The sequence below is a fragment of the Bradyrhizobium diazoefficiens genome (assembly GCF_016612535.1).
Lineage (GTDB): Bacteria > Pseudomonadota > Alphaproteobacteria > Rhizobiales > Xanthobacteraceae > Bradyrhizobium > Bradyrhizobium diazoefficiens_C.
In genome coordinates this window covers 351,010-376,075 of sequence record NZ_JAENXS010000001.1, presented here as the reverse complement: position 1 = coordinate 376,075, position 25,066 = coordinate 351,010, and the positions used below count along the sequence as shown (strand labels likewise).

Here is a 25,066-nt window from a genome sequence, read left to right as displayed (position 1 = left end):
GGCGCGTCCAGCGCAGCGTTGGAGCGCGCTCTGCTGCTAGCGCGGCTTGATCTCCGCATACTTCGCCATTGCCTTCTGGAACTTCCGCTTGAACAGCCACATCGCACCGAGGATCTCGCGGAAGCTTGCCGAATTGCGTGCCCGGTCGGCTTGTCCAAAAGCAAAAATGCTGTTGTTGCGCAGGTGCTTCATGATGGTGGGACTGGACACCCTGTAGTTCAGCAGGTCGCCCGATTTCAGCGCGGAGCGAGTCGGCGTCGGGATGATCTGGATCAGCTCGAACAGCTTCATCTGGTCGATCGGATCGGGCAGCGTCTTCACGATCGCGGGGATCTCGGCAAACAGCTCCGCATGCGCGTTCATGAGGCCGTCGCGCACATTGGTCCAGTGATTGAAGCGGCGATCCGTGCCGCGGGATCGTGCCTCTTCCTTGTCGTCACGTGCGTTCAGTGCGGGATCGGCGGCCGCGATCGCGCCCTTGATGGCCTCCCATTTCCGCTGGCCATTCCGATCTTCGGACGGGCCGGTCTGCAGGCTGCCCATGTAGGTGTTCGAGCGCCCGTTGCGGACGTTCTGCTTGCCGTTCGTCTCGGCATAGAACAGTCCCAGGCTGATGCGGCCTGCGGCGGCTGCGTCAGCCGGCCCAAGTCCTTTCGCCCGCGCAATCGCAGCGCCGAGATCGACGACGTCCTTGAATGGTGTTGCCGAATTCTGCGCGTCGGTAGGGGGCGCCTCCATGATCTCGAAGAGCGTGGCATATTCGTCGACCAGCGGCTCGATCTCGGCATCGAAATAGGCCGGGGGAATTTCGAACCTGTTCGGCTTTCCAATCCGCGACGGCATCGCGTCGGTGAGATCCTTGTATGTGCTGATCACCGCGACGCGCGCGAGATAAAGAGCCTGTCCCGGCAGGTTCGGCAAAGGCTGCTTTGCCTCGATCTGGCTGCGCCGCTCGGCAAGGACCGATTTGAAATCGCCGAGCGCGCGGTCGTAAGCCGCGAGCGCATCCGATTGCTTCGGCGTGAGCACTTGCGTCTGGCTCGCGGCGGGCGTCGTGAGGAGCAAGGCAAGCGCTGCGACGGCCGCAGCGGCATGAGGTCCTGGTCGCATCGCGTGTTCCATCGGCTGTCGATTCGGGGGCTGTGCAGATCGTAAGCATCTGCGCCGCGCCGGTCGAGGAGGGTCTGCTCTTATCTCCGTAGAACAACGGATGAGCCGGGGCGAGCTTACCGGAGGCTGACGAAACCCCTTTACGTTTCAGTAGCTTCGCATCGGCATAATGCACGCCTCGCACGAGGGGCGACGCGAGTCGTCCTGCGCGAAGTTCATCATTTTCGCTACCGCGCGTTGGTCCTGGCGTCAGTTTCGTATCATCTTCCTGCAATTCATCTCGGTCATTTCAGAACGAACCGTCGAGCGGGGGCTTGGCAATGGCAATTCTCGAAACGATCGTCCGTATTGGACGACTCATGCCGCGGTTGAAGCGCGACACCAATGCCAATACCGCCGTCACTTTCGCAATCGCCCTCGTGCCGATCATCACGGCGATCGGATGTGCCATCGACTACAGTATGGCGACGCGCGTCAAAGCCAAGCTGCAGAGCTCGTCGGATTCGGCCAGCGTCGCCTCGATCTCGATAAACTCGGCTGGGTATAACGCTGCGATGGCGATGACCTCGAACGGTTCGGTTTCCGCCGGCGTCACGGAAGCGAACAACATCTTCAACGGAAATGTTTCGTCGTTCTCCGGCAGCTACACCAACCTGGCTGTGACTAGCACCGTCACCAAGACCGGAAACAAGCTGGCGTCGAACGTGCAATTCAGCGCCGACGTTCCTGTCACCTTCATGCAGCTTCTCGGCTACAAGAAGTTGACCGTGACCGGCAGCTCGTCGTCCTCCACGACCTTGCCCCTTTATCTCGATTTTTATCTCACGCTGGATGTTTCGGGATCGATGGGCCTGCCGTCGACCACCGCCGAAGCCCAGCGCATGCAGTCGATCAATCCGGACAACTACCGGCAATACCCGACGGGCTGCACGCTCGCCTGCCATTTCTCGCCGCAGAACAGCGCCTGCACGGATTCCGGAACACAGGGCTACCCCACGAACAATTACTGTCTCGGCTATGCGATCTCGCGCGTCAGCCAGAGTGGATACAAGGGCCTTCTCACCACGAAGGCCAGCAACCCTATGGGCGTTCAACTGCCGTCGTCGATCGTCTCCGGCCTGCCGAATTCGCTCTACTCGAATCTTTCAACGGTGGCGAACTGTCCGACGGACGGGACTGACTCGTGCATTCAGCTGCGTCTGGACGCCGTCGGCTATGCGGTGAACCAGTTGTTCGCCACAGCTAACAGCACCGAGAAGGTGGCGAACCAGTTTCGCATCGGCCTCTATCCCTTCATCCAGTATCTCTATTCGTATTTTCCGCTGACCAGCAGCATCAACGGTTCGACCACCAATCCCTCCACCATCAACTACGCCGCCGCCAATCTGGCAACGCTGCTCGATACCAATACGAATGCGAATCTGGGCTCCGGCGGCACGCATATCGACAACGCGCTGTCCGGAGTGAATACGCTGATCGTCAGCGTGGGCGATGGCAGCGCGTGGAACAACACGTTGCCCTATGTCTTCCTTGTGACCGACGGCGCGCAGGACCCGCAGATGAAGGGTGTTCCGAACGGCTCCTGGTCCGGCAGCAACCACGCCACGACGATCAACCCAGCCACGTCGTGCACGTCTTTGAAGAATCGCGGGATCATCGTCTCCGTGTTGTACATTCCCTATCAGAAGATCGATCCCGTCAACACATCCTTCGCCGGCGACGAGGACGATTACGCCAACTGGAACATCCCGAATATTCCGACGAGCCTGCAGAACTGCGCCTCGCCCGGCTTCTTCTACACCGCGAACACGCCGGCCGACATCACGGCGGCGCTGAACGCGATGTTCAATCATGCGGTGTCCGAAGCCCGCATCACCAACTAGCCTAGTCGTTGGCCTCCGGCGGCAGGAAGTCGACCTCATGCAGGGCCGAGATGCGCACGACCTCGGCCGGGTCGGTCAAATTGTGGAGCTGGGTGAACAGCGCTTCCAGCTTCTGCATTGGCGAGACCCAGAACAGCGCGCGGGCCGGTTTGTCGGATTTGTTGAAATAACCGTGCGGGATGCCGCGCGGCAGGCGCACGAGATCGCCGGCATGGGCCTTGACCCATTGGCCGTCGAGCTTGAGGTCGAGCGTGCCCTCCTGCACCAGGATGAACTCGTCCTGGGTCGGATGGATGTGTACGGGCACGAACTGGCCGGGCTCGCTGTTGGTCTCGAACGCGAAGGTGGATTCGGCGACGGCCTTGGGGAAATAGACCTGGCCGAGGATGTTCCAGCTCTTGTCGCCAAAACCGGTGCCGTTCGCGGTAATGCCTTTTTCAAGTGACGTCATGGCTCGCCTCCATTGGGAAATTCCGGCTCTACCGGAGTGTTGCCCAGGCTCGGTGCGGAGTCCATCCGCGCTAGCCGTCGCGATCCGACGACTGCTTGCGCAAAAAGCCTTCCAGCTCGGCCTGCACCGAATAGGGCGTCGGGATCTGGTCTCCCGCGGCATCGACGGCGGTGTCGAGCGAGCGGCGCAGCATGCGTGCGAGCTCGGCCTAGCGATAGAGTTTGGTCAGCAGCGGCGCACCCATGGTGATGCCTCCTGGTGCGTGCTGGGAGTCGTGGGCGTAGCCCGACGTGAATAGCACCCGGAGCGAGGGCCGCGCCGCCACCATCTGCTCGGCGAGCTCGCGCCCGTTGATGCCGCCGGGCATCACGGTGTCGGTGAACAGCAGGTCGAACGGCGTGCCGTCGGCGGCGATGGCAAGCGCTTCGGTCGCGCTGGCGGCAGGGACGACCTTGTAGCCGGGGCTTTTCAGCTGCACCCGTGACGTATCGGCGGACGCCGCGGTCGTCCTCGACGCAGAGGATGGTCTCCGTTCCACGCACGATCTTGCGCGCGTCATAGCCTGCGGGGCGAAGGGCGCTGGTCTCGGCCTTCGGCAGATAGATCGTGAATGTCGTGCCGCGGCCTTCTTCGACTCTCTGCGGCGAGGTCGAGGGCAACTTCCGGCGTTATCGGGGCGCGGGCGTTCCGCGGGGCTCAACCTGCCGGCGAATCGGTCTGCTGCAACGTCGTGACCCAGATCACGCGCGCGGCCTGCTGGGTCGGGTTGTCGAACATGTGCGGCACGATGCTCGGAAAACGAAAACTGTCGCCGGCCTCGAGCACATGCGCCTGGTTGTCGAGCCAAAGCCGCAGGCTGCCGGAGAGGATGTAGCCGGCCTTCTCGCCGGTGTGTTGCAGAAAGTCGGTGCCGGACGAGGCGCCGGGATTGAGCGTCAGCTCGTAGAGCTCGAGCTGGCCTTTGCCTTCGGGCGTCAGCGCCTCCTTGACGACGCCGCTGGCGGTGAGCCGCAACAGCCGCCGACTGTTCTTGCGCACGATGTACTGCTGCACATCGGCGGTATCGGTTGTTTCGAAGAAGTAGGAGATGGGAACCTCGAGCGCGATGCTGAGCAGGCGCAGCGTGCGGATCGACGGCATCGCGCGCGCGCGTTCGAGCTGGCTGATCATGCCGTTGGAGAGGCCGGTCCTGGTGGCGACGTCCTGGATCGAGAGGCCGGCGCGCTGACGCAGCAGCCGCACCGTCTCGCCGAGGCGCTGGTCGATCGCACCGTCGGCCTCGATCGTCGGGACGCCCTTCGGTCCGTTGGTGTTGCCGCGACCGTCCATGTCGCTCTCCCGTGCATGATCTCGCCGCCGGAATGGCCGGCTGCGGTGTGAAATGGTCGCGCATCTTAGCAAGGTGATTGACAGCTGTATTTAGTCGTGATGAAATTTTGGCTGAAAAATTTAGAAGCACTAAAGCCCACTCCTGTCCCTTTGCCGGGGTTTCGGGACGCGGGAGACGGTGCCGCGTGCGAAAACGGAGAGTGGTCATGGCGGACGACACCGGGAAATTCGGCGTTGGGGCACTGCATCTCGGCATTCCGAATCGCCGTCAGTTCTTCCAGCTCGGCGCAGGCGCCGCGGCAGGATGGAGCCTTGCAGGCAACGCCTTTGCACAGACCGAGCGTCCGGGTAATCCACCGGACAAGCCAGGCGGGCAGGTGATTGCGGCGCTGTCGCAGGAGCCGACCGTCTTCCATCCCTTGATGCCCGGCATCGAGGTCGACCAAGGCGTCTGGTGGCAGGTGTTCTCGCCGCTCTGGTTCATCGATCCCGACGGAAAATTCGTTCCCGACCTTGCGCGCGAAGTCCCCACCATCGAGAACGGCGGCCTATCGGCCGACGGCCTGACCTGGAAGATCAAGCTGCGCAGCGACGTGAAATGGCACGACGGCACGGCCTTCACGGCCGATGACGTCAAATTCTCGCTCGACCTGATCAACAATCCGGACTTCCGCGCACGCAGTCGCGTCGGCCACAGCCTGGTCAAGGACATCAAGGTCGTTGCGGCCGACGAGATTCACTGGCGCATGGAGGCGGCGTACTCGCCTTACATGTCCATCCTGGGATCGCTCACCTTCATCGTGCCAAAGCACATCCTGGAGAAGGTGTCCGACCCGAATTCGTCGCCGTTCCACAATGCGCCTGTCGGCACCGGGCCGTTCCGCTGGGGCGAGCGCGTGCCCGGCGACCACATCCTGCTCAATGCCCACACCGGCTACCACGGCAAGGGGCCGTACGTCGAACGCGTGGTCTTCAAATACATCCCCGACCTCACCGTGCTCTACACGCAGTTCCGCACCGGCCAGGTCGATTACACCGGCCTGCAAGGCATCCTGCCGAACTTCGTCCAGGAGGCGAAGACGCTGAAGGGGCACAAGATCGTCGTCTCGGCGACATCGTCGGTGGAGCACATCGCGCCGAACCTGGAATTCGGCCCCTTCGCCGACCGCGCGGTGCGCGAGGCGCTCTACCTCGCCATCAACAAGCAGGCGATCATCGATACGCTGAACTACGGCCTGCCGACGCAGACCGAGAGCTTCGTGCCGCAGCAGGCGTGGTCGTTCCAGCAGGGGCTGCCGCAGCACAAATACGATCCGACCAAAGCCAATGCGCTGCTCGATGCGGCCGGTTGGGTTCGCGGCACCAGTGGCGTGCGCGAGAAGGGGGGCGTCAAGCTCGAATTCGCCAACTCGACGACCTCAGGCAATGCGGTGCGCGAGCAGACCCAGCAGCTCCTGATCCAGGATTGGCGCGCGATCGGTGCGACCATGCGCGTCAACAACATGCCGGCCGCCGTGATCTGGGGCGACTTCTGGCAGCAGTCGAAGTTCAACTCGGTGATCGTGGGCGTGAACTTCATGCTCGGCAGCGATCCCGACGTGACGCCGCGCTTCGGCTCCGGCGCTATCCCAGCCAAGGGCGGCCGCGGTTACAACACTTATCAATACCAGAGCGCGGAGGCGGATCGGCTGCTCGCGCAAGGCGCCAAGCAATTCGATCTCGCCCAGCGCAAGACCACCTATGGCGACCTGCAAAAGCTCATCCGCAACGACCTCGCGATCCTGCCGCTGTTCCAGGGCTTCATCGCCGAGGGCGTGAAGGAGGGACTGCAAGGCTTCCGTCCCAACATCAACACCTCGATCAATTGCTGGAACATCCGCGAATGGTACTGGGCCTGATGCATCCGGCGCGCTGGATCGCCTGACATGGCCCGTTACATCGCCAATCGCCTGGCGCAAGCGGTCATGCTGCTGGTGATCGTCTCCGCAATCGGCTTCGCCATCCTGCATCTGGCGCCCGGCGGTCCGCTCTCGCAATACGCCGCCTCGGCGCAGATGACGCAGGAGGATCTCGACCGCGTCAGCAAACAGCTCGGGCTCGATCGTCCGCTGCCGATCCAGTATCTCGACTGGTTCGGCCGCATGCTGAAAGGCGATTGGGGCAAGTCCTATCGCGACGGCGAGGCGGTGCTGTCGGTGATCTCCTCACATCTCGGCGCCACCCTGGAGCTGATGGCGACGGCGACCATCATCGCGGTGCTGCTCGGCTGCTGGATCGGCATCCTCGGCGCGCTGCGGCGATACTCGCTGTTCGATACGCTTGCAACGGTCGGCGCCATGATCGCGCTGTCGATCCCGACCTTCTGGTTCGGCCTCGTCACCATCTACGTGTTCTCGGTGACGCTCGGCTGGCTGCCAGCCGGCAACCGCGAGACCGTCGGCGACGGCTCTTTCCTCGATCTGCTGCATCATCTGATTGCGCCAGCGATGGTGCTGGCCCTGGTCGAGACCGCGATGTGGGGCCGCTTCATGCGCTCCTCCATGCTGGAGGTCATCAATCACGACTACATCCGCACCGCGCGCGCAAAGGGCATGCCGGAATGGCGCATCCTGACCGTGCACGCGCTTCGCAACGCGATGCTTCCGATGATCACGGTTGCTGGCCTTCAGTTTCCGACGCTGCTCGGCGGTGCGCTGGTCGCCGAGACCGTGTTCACCTGGCCGGGCATGGGACGTCTGTTCCTCGATTCCATCGGCTACCGCGACTACCCCGTGGTGATGGGCATCCTGATGTTCTCGGCGATGATGGTGCTGATCGGCTCGCTGCTCGCAGACATCCTCTATGCCGTCGTCGATCCGCGCATCCGGGTGGGCTAGGCGATGACGACCGCGACGCTCTCGACTGTCCAGCCCGCGCCCGGCCAGGCCGCGTGGCGGCGATTCCGCCGGCATCGGCTCGCGCTCGCGGGCGCCGTCATCATTCTGGTGCTCGTCTTCGGCTCGGTCCTCGGCCCTTATCTCCTGCCATTCGACGACACCTATATCGATATCCTGAAGCGGTTCGCGCCGCCGCTTTCCGGCGCGCATATTCTCGGTACGGACGAACTCGGCCGCGACGTGCTGGCGCGGCTGGTGATGGGCGGGCGCATCTCGCTGTCGATCGGCATCGTCGCGATGGTGATCGCGATGGCAGTCGGCATCGTGGTTGGCGCCTTCGCCGGCTTCTATGGCGGCGCGGTTGGCGCGGTCCTGATGCGGCTCGTCGACGCCGTGCTGTGCTTTCCGACGATCTTCCTGCTGCTCGCGCTCGCGGCGCTGACCGAACCGGGCCCTGTCACCACCACGGTGCTGATCGCGGCCACCGCCTGGATGGCGGTGGCGCGCGTCGTCGAAGCCCAGGTCCGCTCGCTGCGCGAACGCGAGTTTGCAGTGGCGGCGCTCGCCTTCGGTTCGTCGAACCTGCGGATCATGTTCCGCGAGCTCGTGCCCAACGCGATGGCACCGATCGTGGTGGCGGCGACGCTCAACGTCGCCAAGGCGATCCTGCTCGAATCCTACGTCAGCTATCTCGGCTACGGCATCCAGCCGCCGGCCGCCAGCTGGGGCAACATGCTCAACAACGCGCAGATCTATCTCACCAGCGCGCCGTGGCTCGCGATTGCGCCGGGCCTCGCCATCACGCTCGCGGTGACGAGCTTCAACTTCCTCGGTGACGGCCTGCGCGACGCGCTCGACCCGCGGATGAACATCCCATGATCTGCAAACACATGACGAGCCAATTTGCTTCGATCGAACTGAATATCTGGAGTGTCCCATGTCCCCGCCGCTCAATCGTATAAACAGCGACGAACGCCTGCCGGCGCAGGTGGACGTCGTCGTCATCGGCGGCGGCGTCATCGGCGTCTCCGCGGCCTATCATCTCGCGAAGAAAGGCCTCTCCGTCGCGCTGGTCGAGAAGGGCCATGTCGGCGGCGAGCAGTCGAGCCGCAATTGGGGCTGGTGCCGTCAGCAGGGGCGCGCGCGTGAGGAAATTCCGTTGGCGCGTGAGGCGCTGCGGCTGTGGGAGGACATGCAGAACGATGCCGGTGTGGATGCCGGCTTCCGCCGCACCGGCGTGCTGTTCCTGACCAAGAGCAAGGACGAGCTTGCGAGCTGGGAGCGCTGGGCGGCGATGGCACGCGAGATGCAGGTGCATTCGACCGTCCTGACGCCGGCCGAGATCGCCGAGCGCATGCCCGGCAATACCGACAAATGGGTCGGCGGCCTGCATACGCCGAGCGACGGACGCGCCGAGCCGTCGATGGCGGTGCCGGCGCTTGCCACCGCCGCGCGAAAGCACTCCGTCACGATCCATCAGGGCTGCGCCGCGCGCGGGCTGGAGACGCAAGGCGGACGCGTCAGTGCCGTCGTCACCGAGAAGGGCACCATTCGTACGCAATCCGTGCTGCTGTCGGGCGGCGCATGGTCGTCGCTGTTTTGCCGCCGCCACGGCATCGAGCTGCCGATCGGCCTCGTCAACGCCACCGCATGCCGGACCACGCCGGGCCCGGAGATCACCTCCGGCGCGCTCGGCACCGATTTCTACTGCATTCGTCGCCGCCTCGACGGCGGCTTCACACTCGCGCTGCGCAACCGTGGCACGGTCGAGCTCTCGCCCGATCTGTTCCGCTACGCCCGCACCTTCTGGCCGACCTATTTGCATCGCCGCAATGGCTTGAAGATATCGTTCGGCAAGTCGTTCTTCGACCAGATCGTGCGCGGCACCAGCTGGGGCTTCGACAAGCCGTCGCCCTTCGAGACGGAGCGCGTGCGCGATCCCGCACCGGACATGTCGCTGGTCAATGCGGCACTCGCCGCGCTGATCAAATCGAACCCGGAATTGAAGGACATCGAGATCGCAGAAGCCTGGGGCGGCACCATCGACTGCACGCCCGACACCATTCCCGTGATCTCTCCGGTCGACGCGCTGCCCGGCTTCTTCCTCGCGACCGGTTTCTCCGGCCACGGCTTTGGCATCGGTCCCGCGGCCGGCAAGCTCGCCGCCGACATCGTGACGGGCTCGACGCCGCTGGTCGATCCCGCGGCCTACAGCCACAAGCGCATGATCGACGGCCGGCGGCTCGCGCCGGTCAGCCCGTTCTAGGGGCGCTCGCGGCATGACGGTTCTCTACAAGGCCAACATGGTGCGCGGCGCGGAGTGGGCGATCTTCTTCGCGGAGCGCGCGCCGCATCTGCCGTTCCGGCTGTGGCCCGACATCGGCAATCCCGCGGATGTTCGCTACCTCGTGGCGTGGGTGCCGCCGGACGACATCGCCGCGACGTTCCCCAATCTCGAGCTGGTCTTTTCGGTCGGTGCCGGTGTCGATCAGTTCGACGCCACAAGAGTTCCACTGCACATCCCGCTCGTTCGCATGCTGGAGCCCGGCATCGCCGAGACCATGGTCGAATACGTCACCATGTCCGTGCTCGCCCTGCATCGCGACCTTCTCGACTTCATCTCTCTGCAGAAGGAACAGGTCTGGCGCGAGATCCGCATCACGCCGGCGAAGCGGCGCCGTGTCGGCGTGATGGGGCTTGGCCAGCTCGGCCAGGCCGTGCTCGAACGCTTCAAGGCGTTCGGTTTTCCGCTTCTAGGCTGGAACCGCTCGCCGCGCGAGATCAAGGGCGTCACCTGTTATGCGGGCATCGATAAATTGCCCGACTTCCTCGCGCAGACCGACATTCTCATCTGCCTGCTGCCCTTGACCGACGATACGCGCGGCATCCTGAACGCAGACCTGTTCGCACGCCTGCCGCGCGGCGCTTCCCTCGTCAATGTCGGGCGTGGCCCGCATCTCGTCGAAGCCGATTTTCTCGCAGCGCTCGACAGCGGCGCGCTGTCGGGTGCGGTGCTCGACGTCACCGATCCCGAGCCGCTGCCCGCGGGCCATCCGTTCTGGAGCCATCCGCGCATCCTGCTGACGCCGCACAATGCCAGCATGACGAGCCCGGACACCGCCGTCGACTACGTGCTCGACGTCATCGCACGTCACCGCCGCGGCGAAGAGCTGCCCGGGTGCGTCGATCGTAGTCGCGGCTATTAGGACATTCGCATGAACATCGGCGCAAGCGTACCTGACCAAGTCGCAGCCGAGGCGCAGGCGCCGGTGTTGTCGGTTGCCGGCCTCACCACGTCCTTCATGCGCGAGCGGCAATGGATTCCCGTGGTTCGCAACGTCTCGTTCGACATCGCGCCTCGGGAGACCGTGGCGATCGTCGGCGAGTCCGGCTCGGGCAAGAGCGTCACCGCGCTCTCGATCATGCGGCTCGTTCCGAAGGAGAGCGGTTGTGTCGAGGGTCGCGTCACGCTTGCCGGCCGCGACCTGCTGACGCTGCCTGAAGCTGATATGAAAGATATCCGCGGCAACGACGTCGCCATGATCTTCCAGGAACCGATGACGAGCCTCAATCCGGTGCTCACCATCGGTTTCCAGATTGCGGAAGCTCTGATCCAGCATCGCGGCCTGTCGCCGGCGGCGGCCGAGGCCGAGACCATCCGTCTGCTCGACCGCGTCCGGATTCCCGCGGCGAAATCGCGCTTTCACGAGCATCCGCATCGCTTCTCCGGCGGCATGCGCCAGCGTGTGATGATCGCGATGGCGCTCGCCTGCAAACCAAAACTCCTGATCGCGGACGAGCCAACCACGGCGCTCGACGTCACAATCCAGGCCCAGATCCTGGAACTCTTGAAGCAGCTCCAGCAGGAGGAGGGGATGTCGATCCTCTTCATCACCCACGACATGGGCGTGGTCGCCGAGATCGCGGACCGCACCGTCGTGATGTATGGCGGGCAGGCGGTGGAGACCGACACGACCTCGCGTATCTTCGCCGCGCCCTCGCATCCCTACACGCGCGCACTGCTCGCAGCCGTGCCGCGGCTCGGTTCGATGGACGGCCGCGTGCGGCCGATGCGTTTTCCGATCGTCGACAAGGTGACGGGCACCTCGGACGAACCGACGGAGACGCCGGATACGGTCTCGATCGCCGAGCGGCCGCTGTTGGAGGTGTCAAATCTCACGACGCGCTTTCCGATCCGCTCAGGCATTTTCGGCAAGCTCTCGGGCCGCGTCCACGCGGTCGAGAACATCTCCTTCACTCTGCGTGCCGGCGAGACGCTGGCGCTGGTCGGCGAATCCGGTTGTGGCAAGTCGACCACCGGCCGCTCGATTCTCAAGCTGACTGAGCCGAACGCCGGCACCGTCCTGATCGACGGCCAGGACGTGCTCGCCATGAACGGCCGCACCTTGCGCGGCTTCCGCAAGCATATGCAGATCGTGTTTCAGGATCCGTTCGCAAGCCTCAATCCACGGATGTCGGTGGGAACGGCGATTGCGGCCCCGCTGCTCGCCAATGGGCTCGCCACGGCGTCGCAAGCGCGCGAGCAGGTCGCCGACCTGCTCGTTCGCGTCGGTCTCACCACCGACATGGCCGCGCGCTTTCCGCACGAATTCTCCGGCGGTCAGCGCCAGCGCATCTGCATCGCGCGGGCGCTCGCGCTCGGACCAAAACTGATCGTCGCGGACGAAGCGGTCTCGGCGCTCGACGTCTCGGTCAAGGCGCAGGTCGTCAATCTGATGCTCGACCTTCAGGCCAGCATGGCGCTCGCCTACCTCTTCATTTCCCATGACATCGCGGTGGTGGAGCGGATGAGCCATCGCGTCGCGGTGATGTATCTCGGCGAGATCGTCGAGACCGGCCCGCGCGCAGCTGTATTCGGCAATCCCCAGCATCCCTATACGAAGAAGCTGATGGCTGCCGTGCCGGTGCCAGATCCCTCGCGCCGTGGCACCAAGCGCGGGGTCGCGAACGACGAGATCAGAAGCCCGGTGCGCGCGCCCGACTACCAGCCGCCGGTCCGGCAATACCGTGAAGTCTCGCCCGGCCACGTCGTCCAGGTCTGGGGCGAGGAGTGGTCGGCCTGATGGGCCGCCGCCTCACGAATTGACGTGCACGAAATCCCGCAGCAGCGGATAGATCTCGTTGTTCCAGCGCTTGCCGGAAAACACGCCGTAATGGCCGACGCCGGCCTGCATGTGGTGGACGCGGCGATAGGCGCGGACGCCGGTGCAGAGGTCCTGCGCTGCGAGCGTCTGGCCGATCGAACAGATGTCGTCCTTTTCGCCCTCGACCGTCATCAGCCCCATGCGGCCGACGGCCTTGGTGTCCACGGGGCGGCCACGGTGCATCAGCTTGCCCTGCGGCAGCAGGTGCTCCTGGAACACGTCGCGCACGGTCTCGATGTAGAACTCGGCCGGAAGATCCATCACCGCGAAATATTCGTCGTAGAAGGTCTTGATGCTCGCGGCCTTCTCCTTCTCGCCCTTGGCGATGTGGTTGGCGAGATCCATGTGCTGCTTGATGTGGCGCTCGAGATTCATCGAGACGAACGCGGTGAGCTGCACGAAGCCGGGATAGACTTTGCGCAGCGCACCGCGGCACTGCACCGGTACGTAGTTGATCAGGTTCTGCTCGAACCAGTCGATTGGCTTGCTCTTGGCGAAGTCGTTGACCTTGGTCGGCTGGATCCGCGTGTCGATCGGCCCCGCCATCAGCGTCAGCGTCGCGGGCCGCGAGGGATGATTGCCTTCGCACATGACAGCGGCGGCCGCGAGCGCCGAAACCGAGGGCTGACAGATCGCGACCATGTGCGGGCGCGGGCCGAGCTGTCCCAGGAAGTCGATCAGGTGATCGGTGTAGTCGTCGAGCCCGAAGCGGCCCTCGTTGCGCGGAATGTCGCGCGGATTGTGCCAGTCGGTGATGTAGACGTCGTGGTCCTGCAGCAGCGTCTTCACGGTGCCGCGCAGAAGCGTCGCGAAATGGCCGGACATCGGCGCGACCAGCAGCATGCGCGGCTGCTCGGTGACGCCCTCCTTCCTGAAATGCAGCAGCGAGCCGAACGGCGTCGCGTAGGCAACCTCTTCACGGACCGCGATCTCGCGATTGCCCACTATCACGCTGTCGATGCCGTAGGCCGGGCGGTCGTAGGTGAGCGTGGAGCGCGAGATCAACTCCAGCGCCGCCGAAAGCCGGCCGACGACCTGGTGGGACACGCCCTGGGGCACCAGATTGAGGAATTTGAGCGCGGACGAGGCGCCCGCCCGAAACGGCGCCGTCAAATCCATGTGATTCTGAAAAGCCTGATAATACATCGACATCATTCTGAAACGCCCAACTGTCCCCGTGTTGCTATGCAATATCGAAGCCAAGCTGGAGTCAAATCGCCCTCAAAATTGGCACGTCGCTTGCTGTTGAAGCGGGGTGTTTCGTGGGAAGCACAGGTCATGAGCAGCCCGGCGGGCCGGGCGAGGTGCTGCTCACAGGCGTAAGGGAAGGGCCATATGGCGAAAGCGACACTGACCATCAGCAGCAAGAACTACTCGTCCTGGTCGCTGCGTGGCTGGCTGCTGACGAAGTTTTCCGGGCTCGATTTCGAGGAGATCGTCACCGCGCCGGACGACGCGTCGGCACGTGCCGAAATCCTGCTGCTGTCGTCGTCGATCCTGGTGCCCTGCCTGCGCCACGACGGCGCCACGGTCTGGGATACGCTCGCGATCGCCGAATATCTCAACGAGGCGATGCCGGACGCCGGGCTCTTGCCGGCGGACCGCATCCAGCGCGCGCATTGCCGCTCGATTTGCGGCGAAATCCATTCCGGCTTCACCACGCTACGCGCCTCGCTGCCGGTCAATCTGAAGGGGCATTTCCCCGGCTTCAAGATCTGGTCGCGCGCCCAGGCCGACATCGATCGCGTCTGGGCGATCTGGCGCGACTGCCTGGAGAAATCAGGGGGGCCGTTCCTGTTCGGCGACAAGCGCACCATTGCGGATGCGATGTACGCCCCCGTGGTGACGCGCTTCGTGACCTATGACGTCAGGCTCGAGCCGCGGCTGAAGGCCTATGCCGACACCATCATGGCCATGCCCGAGATGAAGGAATGGATCGCGGCGGCGAACGAAGAGCCGGCCGAGATCGAGGAGCTTGAGGTCGAATATTAGGCAGGTCTGGTTCGGCGCTGCCTGTTTCCGGGGCGGCGACCAGCTAGGTCCTCGCCGACCTCTAAGACATTGCCATCGTTAACCTTTGGCGCCGGTCGGCGGCGCGGGCGGCATGTCCGCTGCGCATATCTTGTGCGCCTCGGCAGGGCCGTGTCGACATCTAGCCGTGAACAGCCGCGTACGGGGCCAAACGGCTGATTCGGACGTGATTCGTTCGGGCCGCGTTCCGAAGGTTAAGCCTGAGCGCGACCCCGTTGCATTTTGAGACAGACGCGCGCCGTCAGGCCACGCCGGAATGCTTCATGCGCGGCACGCGCCAGCCGATGACGGTGGCTTCCACCGGGACGCCGGCCGCGTCGTTTTGCCAGCGACCCTCGACATAGCGGCAGGCGAACGGCAGCTGATACGTTCCGCTATGGTCCTCGCACAAGACTTCGACCGGCAGGCCAGGTGGTGGTTCGCCGGCGCCATCGAATTCCGCCAGACGTCTATCGCGCGTTGCCATTCCAAAAATCTCCCCTAATCAAAGCCGCGGAGAGAGCGCCCACTTCTTCCGCGCGCGGTTCACTGCTCCCCGTCCAAGGGAACACGCCAAGCTCAACGCGAGAATGCGGTGCGAGTGTGGTAGCTTCACGCAGCTCTGCGCGAAAGGCGCAAATTGCCGTGATCGATTTGAAGAGGAACCTGGATGCCGCGCCGGATCGCTGCCGTTTGTTTCGCCGTGTTACCGCTCGTCGCGCTGGCGCACGTGCCGGCGCACGCGCAGGACGTGCCAGGCATCGAGATCTGCACGGTCGAGAAGACCATGGAGCGGCGCACCAGCTGCCTCCAGAGCAATGTCGATTTCCTCCAGAAGACGATTACCAAGCTCAATCTCGATCACCAGCAGAAGCTCGACGCCGCCAACCGCCAGATCGATGCGTTGAAGGTGACGCTCGCCGGCTTGCAAAAGACGCTCGGCGATCTGCAGACGGCACAAGTGAAGACGGCGGAGGATGTGAAGAAGAAGCAGGACGCCCCGCCGCCGAAGGATGCGAAGGACAAGTAGGCTTGTAGGGTGGGGTAGCCCCGCGGCTGCGCGAAGCGCAGTCCGCTGGGCGTAACCCGCCATGTTTCAGCGAATGCGGGACGAAGTTGGTGGATTACGCCTTCGGCTAATCCACCCTACGATTCTGCCGGACCGCAACGCCGATCAAGCGCATCCTCTTGCATTCGCCTAAACCGGCCTTGCTTCGAACGAGAGTCGTAACCGATGAACCCAGCCCAGCGCGCGCTCTGGTACATCGAGAGCCATCTGGCCGAGCCGATGACGCTCGACGAGATTGCGGCGATCGGAGGCGTGTCGCGGTTCCACATGGTGCGTGCGTTTGCCGCAGCCACCGGTCTGCCGGTGATGCGTTACGTGCGCGCACGGCGGCTGAGTGAAGCGGCGCGCACGCTTGCGAAGGGCGCGCCGGACATTCTGTCGCTGGCGCTGGAGGCGGACTACGGCTCTCACGAAGCATTCACCCGCGCGTTCCGCGACCAGTTCGGCACCACGCCCGAAGCGGTGCGGGCCGCGACATGCGCCAACCATCTTCAGCTTCAGGAGCCGATCCTCATGAAGTCCACTATATCAGACAATCTCAAAGCACCGCGTTTCGAAACCGCAAAGGCTTTCCTCATCGCCGGTCTCTCCGAGCGCATCACTTGCGACAACGGCGCCGTCATACCGGGCCTGTGGCAGCGCTTCCACCAGGAGGTCGCCGATATCCCTGCGCGCGTCGGCGATGTCGCTTACGGTGTCTGCTGCAACGGCGACGATTCCGGCAATTTCGATTACATCGCCGGCGTCGAAGTCGGCGACTTTTCCGATCTGCCGCGCGGGCTCGGCCGCATCCGCGTCCCCGGGCAGCGCTATGCGGTGTTCACCCACACCGACCACGTCGCCTCGATCCGCAGCACCGTCAACACGATCTGGAATCAATGGTTGCCGGCCTCCGGCCTGAAGGCTGCGGACGCACCGAATTTCGAGCGCTACGACGAGAAGTTCGACCCGGTGACCGGCAATGGCGGCTTCGAGATTTGGGTGCCGGTGCGGGAATAGCGCGCAACGCAGCATTGCGCCCGCTTGCTTGGCAAGGGGGACCTACTTTGTCATAACCGCTGGCAAAACTTGCCAGCGGGGCCCGTGCCGGACATCCCGAGCAAGCCATAACAAGCAGCCGGGAGGGTCCCCCAAATGTCCACTGCCACGCCCAACGTCCGCGTTCTCGCCACCGACCTCGAATTTCCCGAAGGGCCGGTCGTGATGCCTGATGGTTCGGTGGTGCTGGTGGAAATCCGCGGCCAGCGCCTGACCCGCGTTCATCCCGACGGCCGCAAGGAGGTCGTTGCGAAAGTGCCGGGAGGCCCGAATGGCGCCGCGCTCGGGCCCGACGGTAAGATCTACATCTGCAACAATGGCGGCTTCTCCTGGATTCCGACCCGCAACATGATCATGCCGGGTCCGCAGCCCGAGGATTATCTCGGCGGCTCGATCCAGCGCGTCGACCTGCAATCCGGCAAGATCGAGACCGTCGTGACCAGATGCGGCGAGCACGATCTGCGTGGGCCCAACGATCTCGTGTTCGACAAGCACGGCGGCCTGTGGTTCTCCGATCTCGGCAAGCGCCGCGCGCGCGAGATGGATGTCGGCGGCATGTACTATCTGAAGCCCGGCATGACCGAGATCGTCGAAGTCGTGCACGGCGTGCTGCCGGCGAATGGCATCGGCCTGTCGCCGGACGAAAACACCGTCTACATCGCGGAGACGCCCACGGGGCGGCTCTGGGCCTATGAGCTTTCCGCGCCCGGCACGCTGAAGCCGCGCGACGTGATCTATCGCGGCGAGCGGGGCAAGCCGATCTGCGGCCTCGGCGGCTACCAGATGTTCGACTCGCTCGCGGTGGAAGCAGGCGGCAATGTCTGCGTCGCCACCCTCGTTTCCGGCTGCATCTCGGTGATCGCGCCCGACGGCACCCTGGTCGAGCAGGTCCCGACCGGCGACCGCGTCACCACCAACATCGCCTTCGGCGGCCCCGAGCTCAAGACCGCCTACATCACGCTGTCAGGCAAGGGCGAACTCGTCGCCATGGACTGGCCGCGCGGCGGTTTGCCGTTGAATTTTTTGAACAAGTGAGCCAAGCCGTCATTGCGAGGAGCGAAGCGACGAAGCAATCCAGGCTGCCTCGGCGGTAAGAGTCTGGATTGCTTCGCTTCGCTCGCAATGACGAAGGAGAGACTTCAATGCCCTGGCCTGATCCCGTCACCCTGCGTGGACAGCACGCCCGTCTCGAGCCGCTGTCGAAAGAGCATCGCGAGGGGCTGGTGGAGGCCGTGAAGGACGGCGAGCTCTCCACGATCTGGTACACCGCGATCCCCACGCCTGAGAACATGGCCAAGGAGATCGACCGTCGCCTCGGCCTCCAGGCCGCGGGCTCGATGCTGCCGTTCACCGTGTTCGACGCCGGCGGCAAGATCGTGGGACAGACCACCTACATGAACATCGATGCCGCCAACCGCCGCGTCGAGATCGGCTCGACCTGGTATGGCAAGAGCGCGCAGCGCGGCCCGCTCAACACGCAGTGCAAGCTGCTTTTGCTCACGCACGCCTTCGAGACGCTGAACTGCATTGCGGTCGAATTCCGCACGCATTTCTTCAACCACCAGAGCCGCCGCGCCATCGAGCGCCTTGGCGCCAGGCAGGACGGCATTCTGCGCAGTCACCAGGTCGCACCGAACGGTACGTTGCGCGACACCGTCGTGTACAGCATCACCGCGGCCGAATGGCCGACGGTGAAGACGCATTTGAATTATCAACTCAACGACAAGCCGCGCTAAAGGCGGCCGAGGCATCATGGATAGATTTGACTATGTGATCATCGGCGCGGGCTCCGCCGGTTGCGTCCTCACCAGCCGCCTCAGCGAGGATCCGAATACCAGCGTCTGCGTGCTCGAGGCGGGTCCGAGCGACTGGCACCCCTACATCCATCTGCCGGCGGGCTTCATCAAGACCTTCCATATGAAGAGCATCAACTGGGCCTATCAGCAGGAGGTCGGCCCCTACACCGGCGGGCGCAGCATCTACGCGCCGCGCGGCAAGACGCTCGGCGGCTCGTCCTCGATCAACGGACACATCTACAATCGCGGCCAGCGCATGGATTTCGACACCTGGGCGCAGATGGGCAATCGCGGCTGGGGCTATGCCGACGTGCTGCCCTACTTCAGGCGGCTGGAAAAACGGGTCGGCGAGGGCGAGGACACGTTCCGTGGGCGCGACGGCAAGCTCACCGTCACCACCATGGATTGGCGCGATCCGCTCTGCGAAGCCTTCATGGAAGGCGCGGTCTCGCTCGGCATTCCCCGCAACCCCGATTACAACGGCAGGATTCAGGAGGGCGTCTCCTATTGCCAGCGCACCATCGACAAGGGCCTGCGCGTGTCCGGCTCGACCGCGTTCCTGAAACCCGCGATGAAGCGGCCCAATGTGCATGTGCAGACGCATGCGCATGCGACCGAGATCCTTTTCGAGGGCAAGCGCGCCGTCGGCGTGCGCTACACCAAGGGCGGCAAGGGCGGTACACCGGTCGAAGTTCGCGCCAACAAGGAAGTGATCCTGTCCGGCGGCACGTATAACTCGCCGCAGCTGCTCCAGCTCTCCGGAATCGGCTCGCCGAATCTGCTGGGCGCCCACGGCATCCAGGTGCGCCAAGCGCTGCCCGTCGGCGAGGGCCTGCAGGACCATTACGCACCGCGCACGGTGGCGCGCGTCAAGGATATCAAGACCATCAACGAGCTTCGTCGCGGTTTCTCGCTGTGGATCGAGGCACTGAAATGGGCGACCACGCGCGGCGGCCTGCTGTCGCTGTCACCGACCATGGTCTATTGCTTCTGGCACTCCGGCGAGAGTGCCGACAGCTCTGATCTCCAGCTCACCTTCACGCCCGCGTCCTACAAGGAAGGCGTGCAGGGTCAGCTCGAGGACGAGCCCGGCATGACCGTCGCCTCCTGGCAGCAGCGCCCCGAGAGCCGCGGCTATGTCCGCATCCGCTCATCTGATCCGTTCGCGCCGCCGATCATCCAGACCAACTATCTCGATGCCGAGCTCGACCGCCGCGTCATCGTCGGCGGCATGAAGCTCGCACGGCGCCTCCTGAAGAGCGCGCCGCTGTCGCCCTATTACGCCTACGAGGATTTCCCCGGCCCCAACATCAACACCGACGACGAATTCCTCGCCGCCGCGACCGAGCGCGGCACCACCACCTTCCACCCCGGCTGCACCTGTCGCATGGGCCCCGCGGACTCGAGTTGGGCGGTGGTCGACGATCAGCTCCGCGTCCACGGCCTCGAAGGCCTCCGCGTGATTGACGCCTCCGTGATGCCGCGCATGATCTCGGCGAATTTGAATGCCTCCACGATGATGATCGCCGACCGCGCCTCGGACCTGATCCGCGGCAAGGCGCCCATGGAAGCCGCGCGCGTTCCGGACGTTGCGGTGGCGTAGCGCACAGCTGCGTAGGGTGGGTTGGCCCCGCGACTGCGCGAAGCGCAGTTCGCGCGGCGTAACCCACCGCTTCTCTCGCTACGGAGACAAAAGAGGGGGTACGCCGACGCTAACCCACCCTACGAAGTCGTTATCTTGTAGCTACAAAAATCTTTGACGGCCGGCTAAATTGTAACTACACTTAAAGCTGATGAAAATCGTCTGGGATGAACCCAAGCGTCTTGCCAACCTCAATAAGCACGGGTTGGATTTCGCCGATCTCAACGAGACATTTTTCGACAATGCGCTGGTCGTTCCCTCGCATAACAAGAGCAAGCGCTGGGTCGCGATCGACGTAAGCATCCGGGGTGTCATTGTTGTGGTGTTCGCCCGGCTGGGGCGCGAGGGCGTCAGCGTCATCAGCATGCGGCCTGCCAGCCTTAGCGAAAGGAAACTCTATGCCGAGCGCTAGAAAGAAGTCAGGCTACACTAAAAAGGATCTGCGCGAGGTCAGTGACAATCCGGAGCTGACAAAGGCGGATTTCGCCAAGGCCCGGCCGTTCTCCGAAGTCTTCCCTGACCTCAGCGCATCCATTCGGAAGGGCCGAGGTCCGAACAAATCGCCGACCAAGAAGCTCGTCTCGTTGCGTCTCAGCCCGGAGGTGGTCGAGCATTTCAAGTCGACCGGGCCGGGTTGGCAATCGCGGATCGACGAGACCTTGCGCAAGGCGGTCAAGCGCAAGGCGTCGTGAGTGGAAACGATGCTATTTCAGGTCGGATGTTTTCGACCGGCAAGTGCGGAAGCAAAAGAGGTGAGTTACGCTGACGCTAACCCACCCTACGAGCCCTTCATCCAACGGACACAACCCCGATGCAGGACGCAGGCGACGTGCTTGAACGGTTGGAGCGCTGGTATGCGGCTCAATGCAATGGAGATTGGGAGCACACCTACGGCATCACGATCGAGACGTTGGACAATCCCGGCTGGAGTTTCAAGGTGGAACTTAGGGACACATATTTGTCCGGCCGCACCTTCGAAGAAATTGCCAAACCGCAATCAAGCGATCACCGGGAATTCTTCCATTGTAACGTGAAGGACGACATATTCGCGGGTGCGTGTCCTCCCAACAGGCTTCGTGAGGTGATCGCGATCTTCCTGCACTGGGCCGAAACGGCAGCGCAGAGTCGTGAATGAAAGCTTCGCGTCCGTCGGGCAAAACACCCGCCACCCCGTCAACCCCTCCCTGCAAAAATATTCCACTTTACCGAAATTCGGAATTGCGGCATACATCGAAACAGCCCGGCCCGACGAAGAGGGGCGGTTCGCGAGTCGTTCGAAACGCGGGCCGGGTTGCGGTGGACGCGGCAGCGTCGGCACGAGATGGGGCGGGCAGGGCGGGTAGTCCCTGTGAGCCCGAAAACCCGCGTGCGGACGAGCGACGCTGAAACGCGTACGGCAAAACCGTGTGGTCCCGACCGTCGTCGCTACGGTCAAGCCCTTCGCGGAGGTGTGGAGCGCCCGACCGGGTCAACCACATCGTCAATTTGCGGGGCGAGGGAGGCCAGAAGGAATTCGGCTCCCGGGAGAGCACGGCATAAGCCGTCAACCCATTGCGCAGGGAAGGCCGTGTGTTCGGCCGCACCTGTATGCCGCTGTGCAGTCCTTTTGCGCTACATGCGCACAGCGGACCGTGGGTGCCAAGCCGGCACCCGGCCTTCCCTGCGCCCTCTGTTTGAAGAGGGTGTTGAGTGCAAGCAAAGCTCGGGCGAGATGCGCCGCGAGGATGCGGACGTATGTCTGCGGACCACAATGCGAATTGGAGAGCGACATCATTGGCCATTGCTCCGTCATTGCGAGCGCAGCGAAGCAATCCAGAGTCTTGCCGCGGAGGGATTCTGGATTGCTTCGCTGCGCTCGCAATGACGAGTGGTGAGAGCTAACGCCACCCCAACGTCGTCCTGGCAAAAGCCAGGACCCATTACCCCAGGGAGTGGTTTGGTGAGCGGTACTGGCCCCGAAGTCTTATCGATAGATCACGCGGTATGGGTCCTGGCTTTCGCCAGGACGACCCCGTGGGGGCACCGTGCCTCGACCTTCGCAGCGAACGTGCACCGCCGGCCTACACTTCCCGTCGGCTCAAGAACGCCAGCCGCTCGAACAGATGCACGTCCTGCTCGTTCTTGAGCAGCGCGCCGTGCAGCGGCGGGATCAGTTTGCGCGGGTCGCGTTCCCGCAATTGCTCGACGCTCATGTCTTCGTTGAGCAGCAGCTTGAGCCAGTCGAGCAGCTCCGACGTCGACGGCTTCTTCTTCAGGCCGGGCACTTCGCGCACCTCGAAGAAGATGCGCAGTGCTTCCTCGACCAGGCGCTTCTTGATGCCGGGGAAGTGGACGTCGACGATCCGGCCCATCGTGTCGGCGTCGGGGAATTTGATGTAGTGGAAGAAGCAGCGGCGCAGGAAGGCGTCCGGCAGCTCCTTCTCATTGTTGGAGGTGATCATCATGATCGGGCGCTGCTTGGCCTTGATCGTCTCGCCGGTCTCGTAGACATGGAATTCCATGCGGTCGAGCTCGAGCAGCAAATCGTTCGGAAATTCGATGTCGGCCTTGTCAATCTCGTCGATCAGCAGCACCGGGCGCTGCTCGGCGGCGAAGGCGTCCCACAGCTTGCCGCGCTTGATGTAGTTCTTGATGTCGGACACGCGGCTATCGCCGAGCTGGCTGTCGCGCAGGCGCGACACCGCATCGTATTCGTAGAGGCCCTGCTGCGCCTTGGTGGTGGACTTGATGTGCCAGGTCAGAAGCGGTGCGTTCAGCGCCTTCGCCACTTCCTCGGCCAGCACCGTCTTGCCGGTGCCGGGCTCGCCCTTGATGAGGAGCGGGCGCTCCAGCACGATCGAGGCGTTGACCGCGACCTTGAGATCGTCGGTCGCAACATAGTCCTTGGTGCCGGTAAATTTCATTGCGCGTCCTTGAGGTATCGTCGGCGCGAGGCTGTCGCCCCGGTCACGACAAGGGAACGGCCGCTCATGGCGGCCGTTCCTGGTTCGGTCAGGCTTTCAGACCCGTTTTATCAGCGAAAGGATGACGAGCACAATCACCGCGCCGACCGTGGAATCCACGATGGCGCCGACCGTGCCGGTTGCGAGCTCGATATGGAGCTGCGGCAGCACCCAGCCTGCGACCAGCGCACCGATGATGCCGACGACGATGTTGCCGATCAGCCCAAATCCCGCCCCGTGGACAATCTTGCCGGCAAGCCAGCCGGCGATTGCGCCGATGATGAGCGCTGCGAGAATTCCCATTGCAAACGTCCCCAAAACAACCCCTTGAGACGGTCAATTCTAGAGCAAAAAGCTTCCCGGTCCATGTTGAATTGGTTCGCCGAGGCGCGTGGTTCACCTCTCCCCAGTGGGAGAGGTCGGATCGCGTCAGCGATCCGGGTGAGGGGATCAGGTCCCACGAGAGAGCGAAGCCCCTCGCCCGCGCCTTCGGCGCAACCTCTCCCAATGGGAGAGCTGAAGCGCCCCTTGACGTTCGCCATCCGACGGGCAATCTGTCTCCCATGTTCCTGCAATTCTTCACCTCTCTGCGCGATGCGCAGGTCCCCGTGACGCTGCGCGAATACCTCACGCTGATGGAGGCGCTCGACGCTGATCTGTCGGACTATTCTGTCGAGAATTTCTACTATCTGTCGCGCACCTCGCTGGTGAAGGACGAGCGTAACCTCGACAAGTTCGATCGCGTCTTCGGCACGGTGTTCAAGGGGCTGGAAAGCCTGCTCGACGCCATGGAAGGGGCCGAGATCCCCGAGGAATGGCTGAAGAAGCTCGCCGAGAAATACCTCACCGACGAAGAGAAGAAGCAGATCGAGGCCATGGGCTGGGACAAGCTCATGGAGACCTTGAAGAAGCGGCTTGAGGAGCAGAAGGGCCGGCATCAGGGCGGCTCGAAGTGGATCGGCACGGCAGGCACCTCGCCGTTCGGCGCGCATGGCTACAATCCCGAAGGCGTCCGCATCGGCCAGGAAAAGAACCGCAACAACCGCGCCGTGAAGGTGTGGGACAAGCGCGAGTTCAGGGATCTCGACGGCAACGTCGAGCTCGGCATCCGCAACATCAAGGTGGCGCTGCGTCGCCTGCGCAAATTCGCGCGCACCGGCGCGCCGGACGAACTCGATCTCGACAACACGATCCGCGAGACCGCCAACCACGGCTATCTCGACGTGGTCATGCGTCCGGAGCGGCGCAATGCGGTGAAGCTGCTGGTGTTCTTCGACATCGGCGGCTCCATGGATTCGCATATCGAGCAGGTTGAGGAGCTGTTCTCGGCGGCGAAGAGCGAGTTCAAGCACATGGAATATTTCTACTTCCACAACTGCCTCTATGAAGGCGTGTGGAAGCAGAACAAGCGCCGCTTCACCGACCGAACGCCGACCTGGGACGTGCTGCACAAATATCCACACGACTACAAGGTCGTGTTTGTCGGCGACGCCTCCATGTCGCCTTACGAGATCATGGTGCCCGGCGGCTCGGTCGAGCACGTCAACGAGGAGCCCGGCTCGATCTGGCTCGACCGCATCATCCGCACCTATCCGCATTCGGTCTGGCTCAATCCGGTCGCGCAGAAGCACTGGGATTATTCGGAATCGACCACCATCATCAAACGCATCTTTGCCAACCGCATGTTCCCGATCACGATCGAGGGTCTGGAAGGTGCGATGAAGGAATTGACGCACTAGCACGCGCGCTCCGGAA

24 protein-coding genes and 1 pseudogene are annotated in these 25,066 nt (G+C 63.5%); 17 read left to right on the top strand and 8 right to left on the bottom strand.

What is annotated here, in order from left to right:
* Positions 1 to 36: 36 nt before the first annotated feature.
* A complete protein-coding gene (locus JJE66_RS01800; protein ID WP_200512422.1) occupies positions 37 to 1,110 on the bottom strand; it encodes a hypothetical protein in 1,074 nt (357 codons plus the stop codon).
* A 320-nt stretch (positions 1,111 to 1,430) separates the two neighbouring features.
* Here JJE66_RS01800 and JJE66_RS01795 point away from each other — a divergent pair, with 320 nt between their 5' ends.
* A complete protein-coding gene (locus tag JJE66_RS01795) occupies positions 1,431 to 2,993 on the top strand; it encodes a Tad domain-containing protein (RefSeq protein ID WP_200512421.1) in 1,563 nt (520 codons plus the stop codon).
* A 1-nt stretch (position 2,994) separates the two neighbouring features.
* Here JJE66_RS01795 and JJE66_RS01790 read toward each other — a convergent pair whose 3' ends face one another.
* The 3 genes and pseudogenes from JJE66_RS01790 to JJE66_RS01780 form a co-directional block, all read right to left on the bottom strand.
* Positions 2,995 to 3,444 carry a cupin domain-containing protein gene (locus JJE66_RS01790; RefSeq protein ID WP_200512420.1) on the bottom strand — a complete coding sequence of 150 codons (450 nt, stop codon included), beginning with the start codon at positions 3,442 to 3,444 and terminating at the stop codon, positions 2,995 to 2,997.
* Positions 3,445 to 3,514: 70 nt separating this feature from the next.
* Positions 3,515 to 4,076, bottom strand: a pseudogene (locus JJE66_RS01785) (response regulator); the annotation flags it as partial.
* 64 nt (positions 4,077 to 4,140) lie between these two features.
* On the bottom strand, positions 4,141 to 4,773 hold the full coding sequence (locus JJE66_RS01780) for a helix-turn-helix domain-containing protein (RefSeq protein WP_200512419.1): 633 nt from the start codon (positions 4,771 to 4,773) through the stop codon (positions 4,141 to 4,143).
* A gap of 206 nt (positions 4,774 to 4,979) precedes the next feature.
* Between JJE66_RS01780 and JJE66_RS01775 the strand changes: the two genes are divergently transcribed.
* The 6 genes from JJE66_RS01775 to JJE66_RS01750 are packed head-to-tail and all read left to right on the top strand — an operon-like array spanning position 4,980 to position 12,733.
* Positions 4,980 to 6,671: a peptide ABC transporter substrate-binding protein gene (locus JJE66_RS01775; protein ID WP_200512418.1), complete on the top strand. Its 1,692-nt coding sequence runs from the start codon at positions 4,980 to 4,982 to the stop codon at positions 6,669 to 6,671.
* Between the two features lie 27 nt (positions 6,672 to 6,698).
* A complete protein-coding gene (locus JJE66_RS01770) occupies positions 6,699 to 7,649 on the top strand; it encodes an ABC transporter permease (protein WP_200512417.1) in 951 nt (316 codons plus the stop codon).
* Positions 7,650 to 7,652: 3 nt separating this feature from the next.
* Positions 7,653 to 8,528 carry an ABC transporter permease gene (locus tag JJE66_RS01765; protein ID WP_200512416.1) on the top strand — a complete coding sequence of 292 codons (876 nt, stop codon included), beginning with the start codon at positions 7,653 to 7,655 and terminating at the stop codon, positions 8,526 to 8,528.
* Between the two features lie 58 nt (positions 8,529 to 8,586).
* Positions 8,587 to 9,915 carry an FAD-binding oxidoreductase gene (locus JJE66_RS01760; protein WP_200512415.1) on the top strand — a complete coding sequence of 443 codons (1,329 nt, stop codon included), beginning with the start codon at positions 8,587 to 8,589 and terminating at the stop codon, positions 9,913 to 9,915.
* A gap of 13 nt (positions 9,916 to 9,928) precedes the next feature.
* On the top strand, positions 9,929 to 10,855 hold the full coding sequence (locus tag JJE66_RS01755; RefSeq protein ID WP_200512414.1) for a glyoxylate/hydroxypyruvate reductase A: 927 nt from the start codon (positions 9,929 to 9,931) through the stop codon (positions 10,853 to 10,855).
* 9 nt (positions 10,856 to 10,864) lie between these two features.
* Complete coding sequence (locus JJE66_RS01750) at positions 10,865 to 12,733, top strand: ABC transporter ATP-binding protein (protein ID WP_200512413.1); 1,869 nt, start codon at positions 10,865 to 10,867, stop codon at positions 12,731 to 12,733.
* Between the two features lie 12 nt (positions 12,734 to 12,745).
* Here the strand turns inward: JJE66_RS01750 and JJE66_RS01745 are convergent, their stop codons facing one another.
* A complete protein-coding gene (locus JJE66_RS01745; RefSeq protein WP_200512412.1) occupies positions 12,746 to 13,969 on the bottom strand; it encodes a polyhydroxyalkanoate depolymerase in 1,224 nt (407 codons plus the stop codon).
* A gap of 180 nt (positions 13,970 to 14,149) precedes the next feature.
* Here JJE66_RS01745 and JJE66_RS01740 point away from each other — a divergent pair, with 180 nt between their 5' ends.
* The gene (locus JJE66_RS01740; protein ID WP_200512411.1) at positions 14,150 to 14,806 is read left to right on the top strand and encodes a glutathione S-transferase family protein; all 657 of its coding nucleotides are present in this window, start codon (positions 14,150 to 14,152) and stop codon (positions 14,804 to 14,806) included.
* Between the two features lie 280 nt (positions 14,807 to 15,086).
* On the opposite strand, the gene JJE66_RS01735 is transcribed toward JJE66_RS01740, so the two are convergent.
* The gene (locus tag JJE66_RS01735) at positions 15,087 to 15,311 is read right to left on the bottom strand and encodes a hypothetical protein (protein WP_027529381.1); all 225 of its coding nucleotides are present in this window, start codon (positions 15,309 to 15,311) and stop codon (positions 15,087 to 15,089) included.
* Positions 15,312 to 15,494: 183 nt separating this feature from the next.
* On the opposite strand from JJE66_RS01735, the gene JJE66_RS01730 reads away from it, so the two are divergent.
* The 8 genes from JJE66_RS01730 (at position 15,495) to JJE66_RS01695 (ending at position 21,504) form a co-directional block, all read left to right on the top strand.
* The gene (locus JJE66_RS01730; RefSeq protein ID WP_200512410.1) at positions 15,495 to 15,854 is read left to right on the top strand and encodes a hypothetical protein; all 360 of its coding nucleotides are present in this window, start codon (positions 15,495 to 15,497) and stop codon (positions 15,852 to 15,854) included.
* 204 nt (positions 15,855 to 16,058) lie between these two features.
* Complete coding sequence (locus JJE66_RS01725) at positions 16,059 to 16,892, top strand: AraC family transcriptional regulator (protein ID WP_200512409.1); 834 nt, start codon at positions 16,059 to 16,061, stop codon at positions 16,890 to 16,892.
* Positions 16,893 to 17,027: 135 nt separating this feature from the next.
* Positions 17,028 to 17,966, top strand: a complete 939-nt coding sequence (locus tag JJE66_RS01720; protein ID WP_200512408.1) for an SMP-30/gluconolactonase/LRE family protein — start codon at positions 17,028 to 17,030, stop codon at positions 17,964 to 17,966.
* Positions 17,967 to 18,073: 107 nt separating this feature from the next.
* A complete protein-coding gene (locus tag JJE66_RS01715; RefSeq protein WP_200512407.1) occupies positions 18,074 to 18,667 on the top strand; it encodes a GNAT family N-acetyltransferase in 594 nt (197 codons plus the stop codon).
* Between the two features lie 16 nt (positions 18,668 to 18,683).
* The gene (locus JJE66_RS01710) at positions 18,684 to 20,330 is read left to right on the top strand and encodes a GMC family oxidoreductase (RefSeq protein WP_200512406.1); all 1,647 of its coding nucleotides are present in this window, start codon (positions 18,684 to 18,686) and stop codon (positions 20,328 to 20,330) included.
* Between the two features lie 190 nt (positions 20,331 to 20,520).
* On the top strand, positions 20,521 to 20,781 hold the full coding sequence (locus JJE66_RS01705; protein WP_200512405.1) for a BrnT family toxin: 261 nt from the start codon (positions 20,521 to 20,523) through the stop codon (positions 20,779 to 20,781).
* The gene (locus JJE66_RS01700; protein WP_200512404.1) at positions 20,768 to 21,061 is read left to right on the top strand and encodes a BrnA antitoxin family protein; all 294 of its coding nucleotides are present in this window, start codon (positions 20,768 to 20,770) and stop codon (positions 21,059 to 21,061) included. Before JJE66_RS01705 ends, JJE66_RS01700 begins: the two co-directional genes overlap by 14 nt.
* 119 nt (positions 21,062 to 21,180) lie before the next feature.
* Positions 21,181 to 21,504, top strand: a complete 324-nt coding sequence (locus tag JJE66_RS01695; protein ID WP_200512403.1) for an immunity 53 family protein — start codon at positions 21,181 to 21,183, stop codon at positions 21,502 to 21,504.
* A gap of 925 nt (positions 21,505 to 22,429) precedes the next feature.
* Here the strand turns inward: JJE66_RS01695 and JJE66_RS01690 are convergent.
* Together JJE66_RS01690 and JJE66_RS01685 are read right to left on the bottom strand one after the other, a co-directional pair.
* Positions 22,430 to 23,272 (bottom strand): MoxR family ATPase, encoded by an 843-nt coding sequence (locus tag JJE66_RS01690; RefSeq protein WP_200469484.1) that lies wholly within the window; start codon positions 23,270 to 23,272, stop codon positions 22,430 to 22,432.
* Positions 23,273 to 23,368: 96 nt separating this feature from the next.
* Positions 23,369 to 23,614, bottom strand: a complete 246-nt coding sequence (locus tag JJE66_RS01685) for a GlsB/YeaQ/YmgE family stress response membrane protein (RefSeq protein WP_200512402.1) — start codon at positions 23,612 to 23,614, stop codon at positions 23,369 to 23,371.
* A gap of 260 nt (positions 23,615 to 23,874) precedes the next feature.
* Here JJE66_RS01685 and JJE66_RS01680 point away from each other — a divergent pair, with 260 nt between their 5' ends.
* On the top strand, positions 23,875 to 25,050 hold the full coding sequence (locus tag JJE66_RS01680; RefSeq protein WP_200512401.1) for a VWA domain-containing protein: 1,176 nt from the start codon (positions 23,875 to 23,877) through the stop codon (positions 25,048 to 25,050).
* Positions 25,051 to 25,066: the final 16 nt, after the last annotated feature.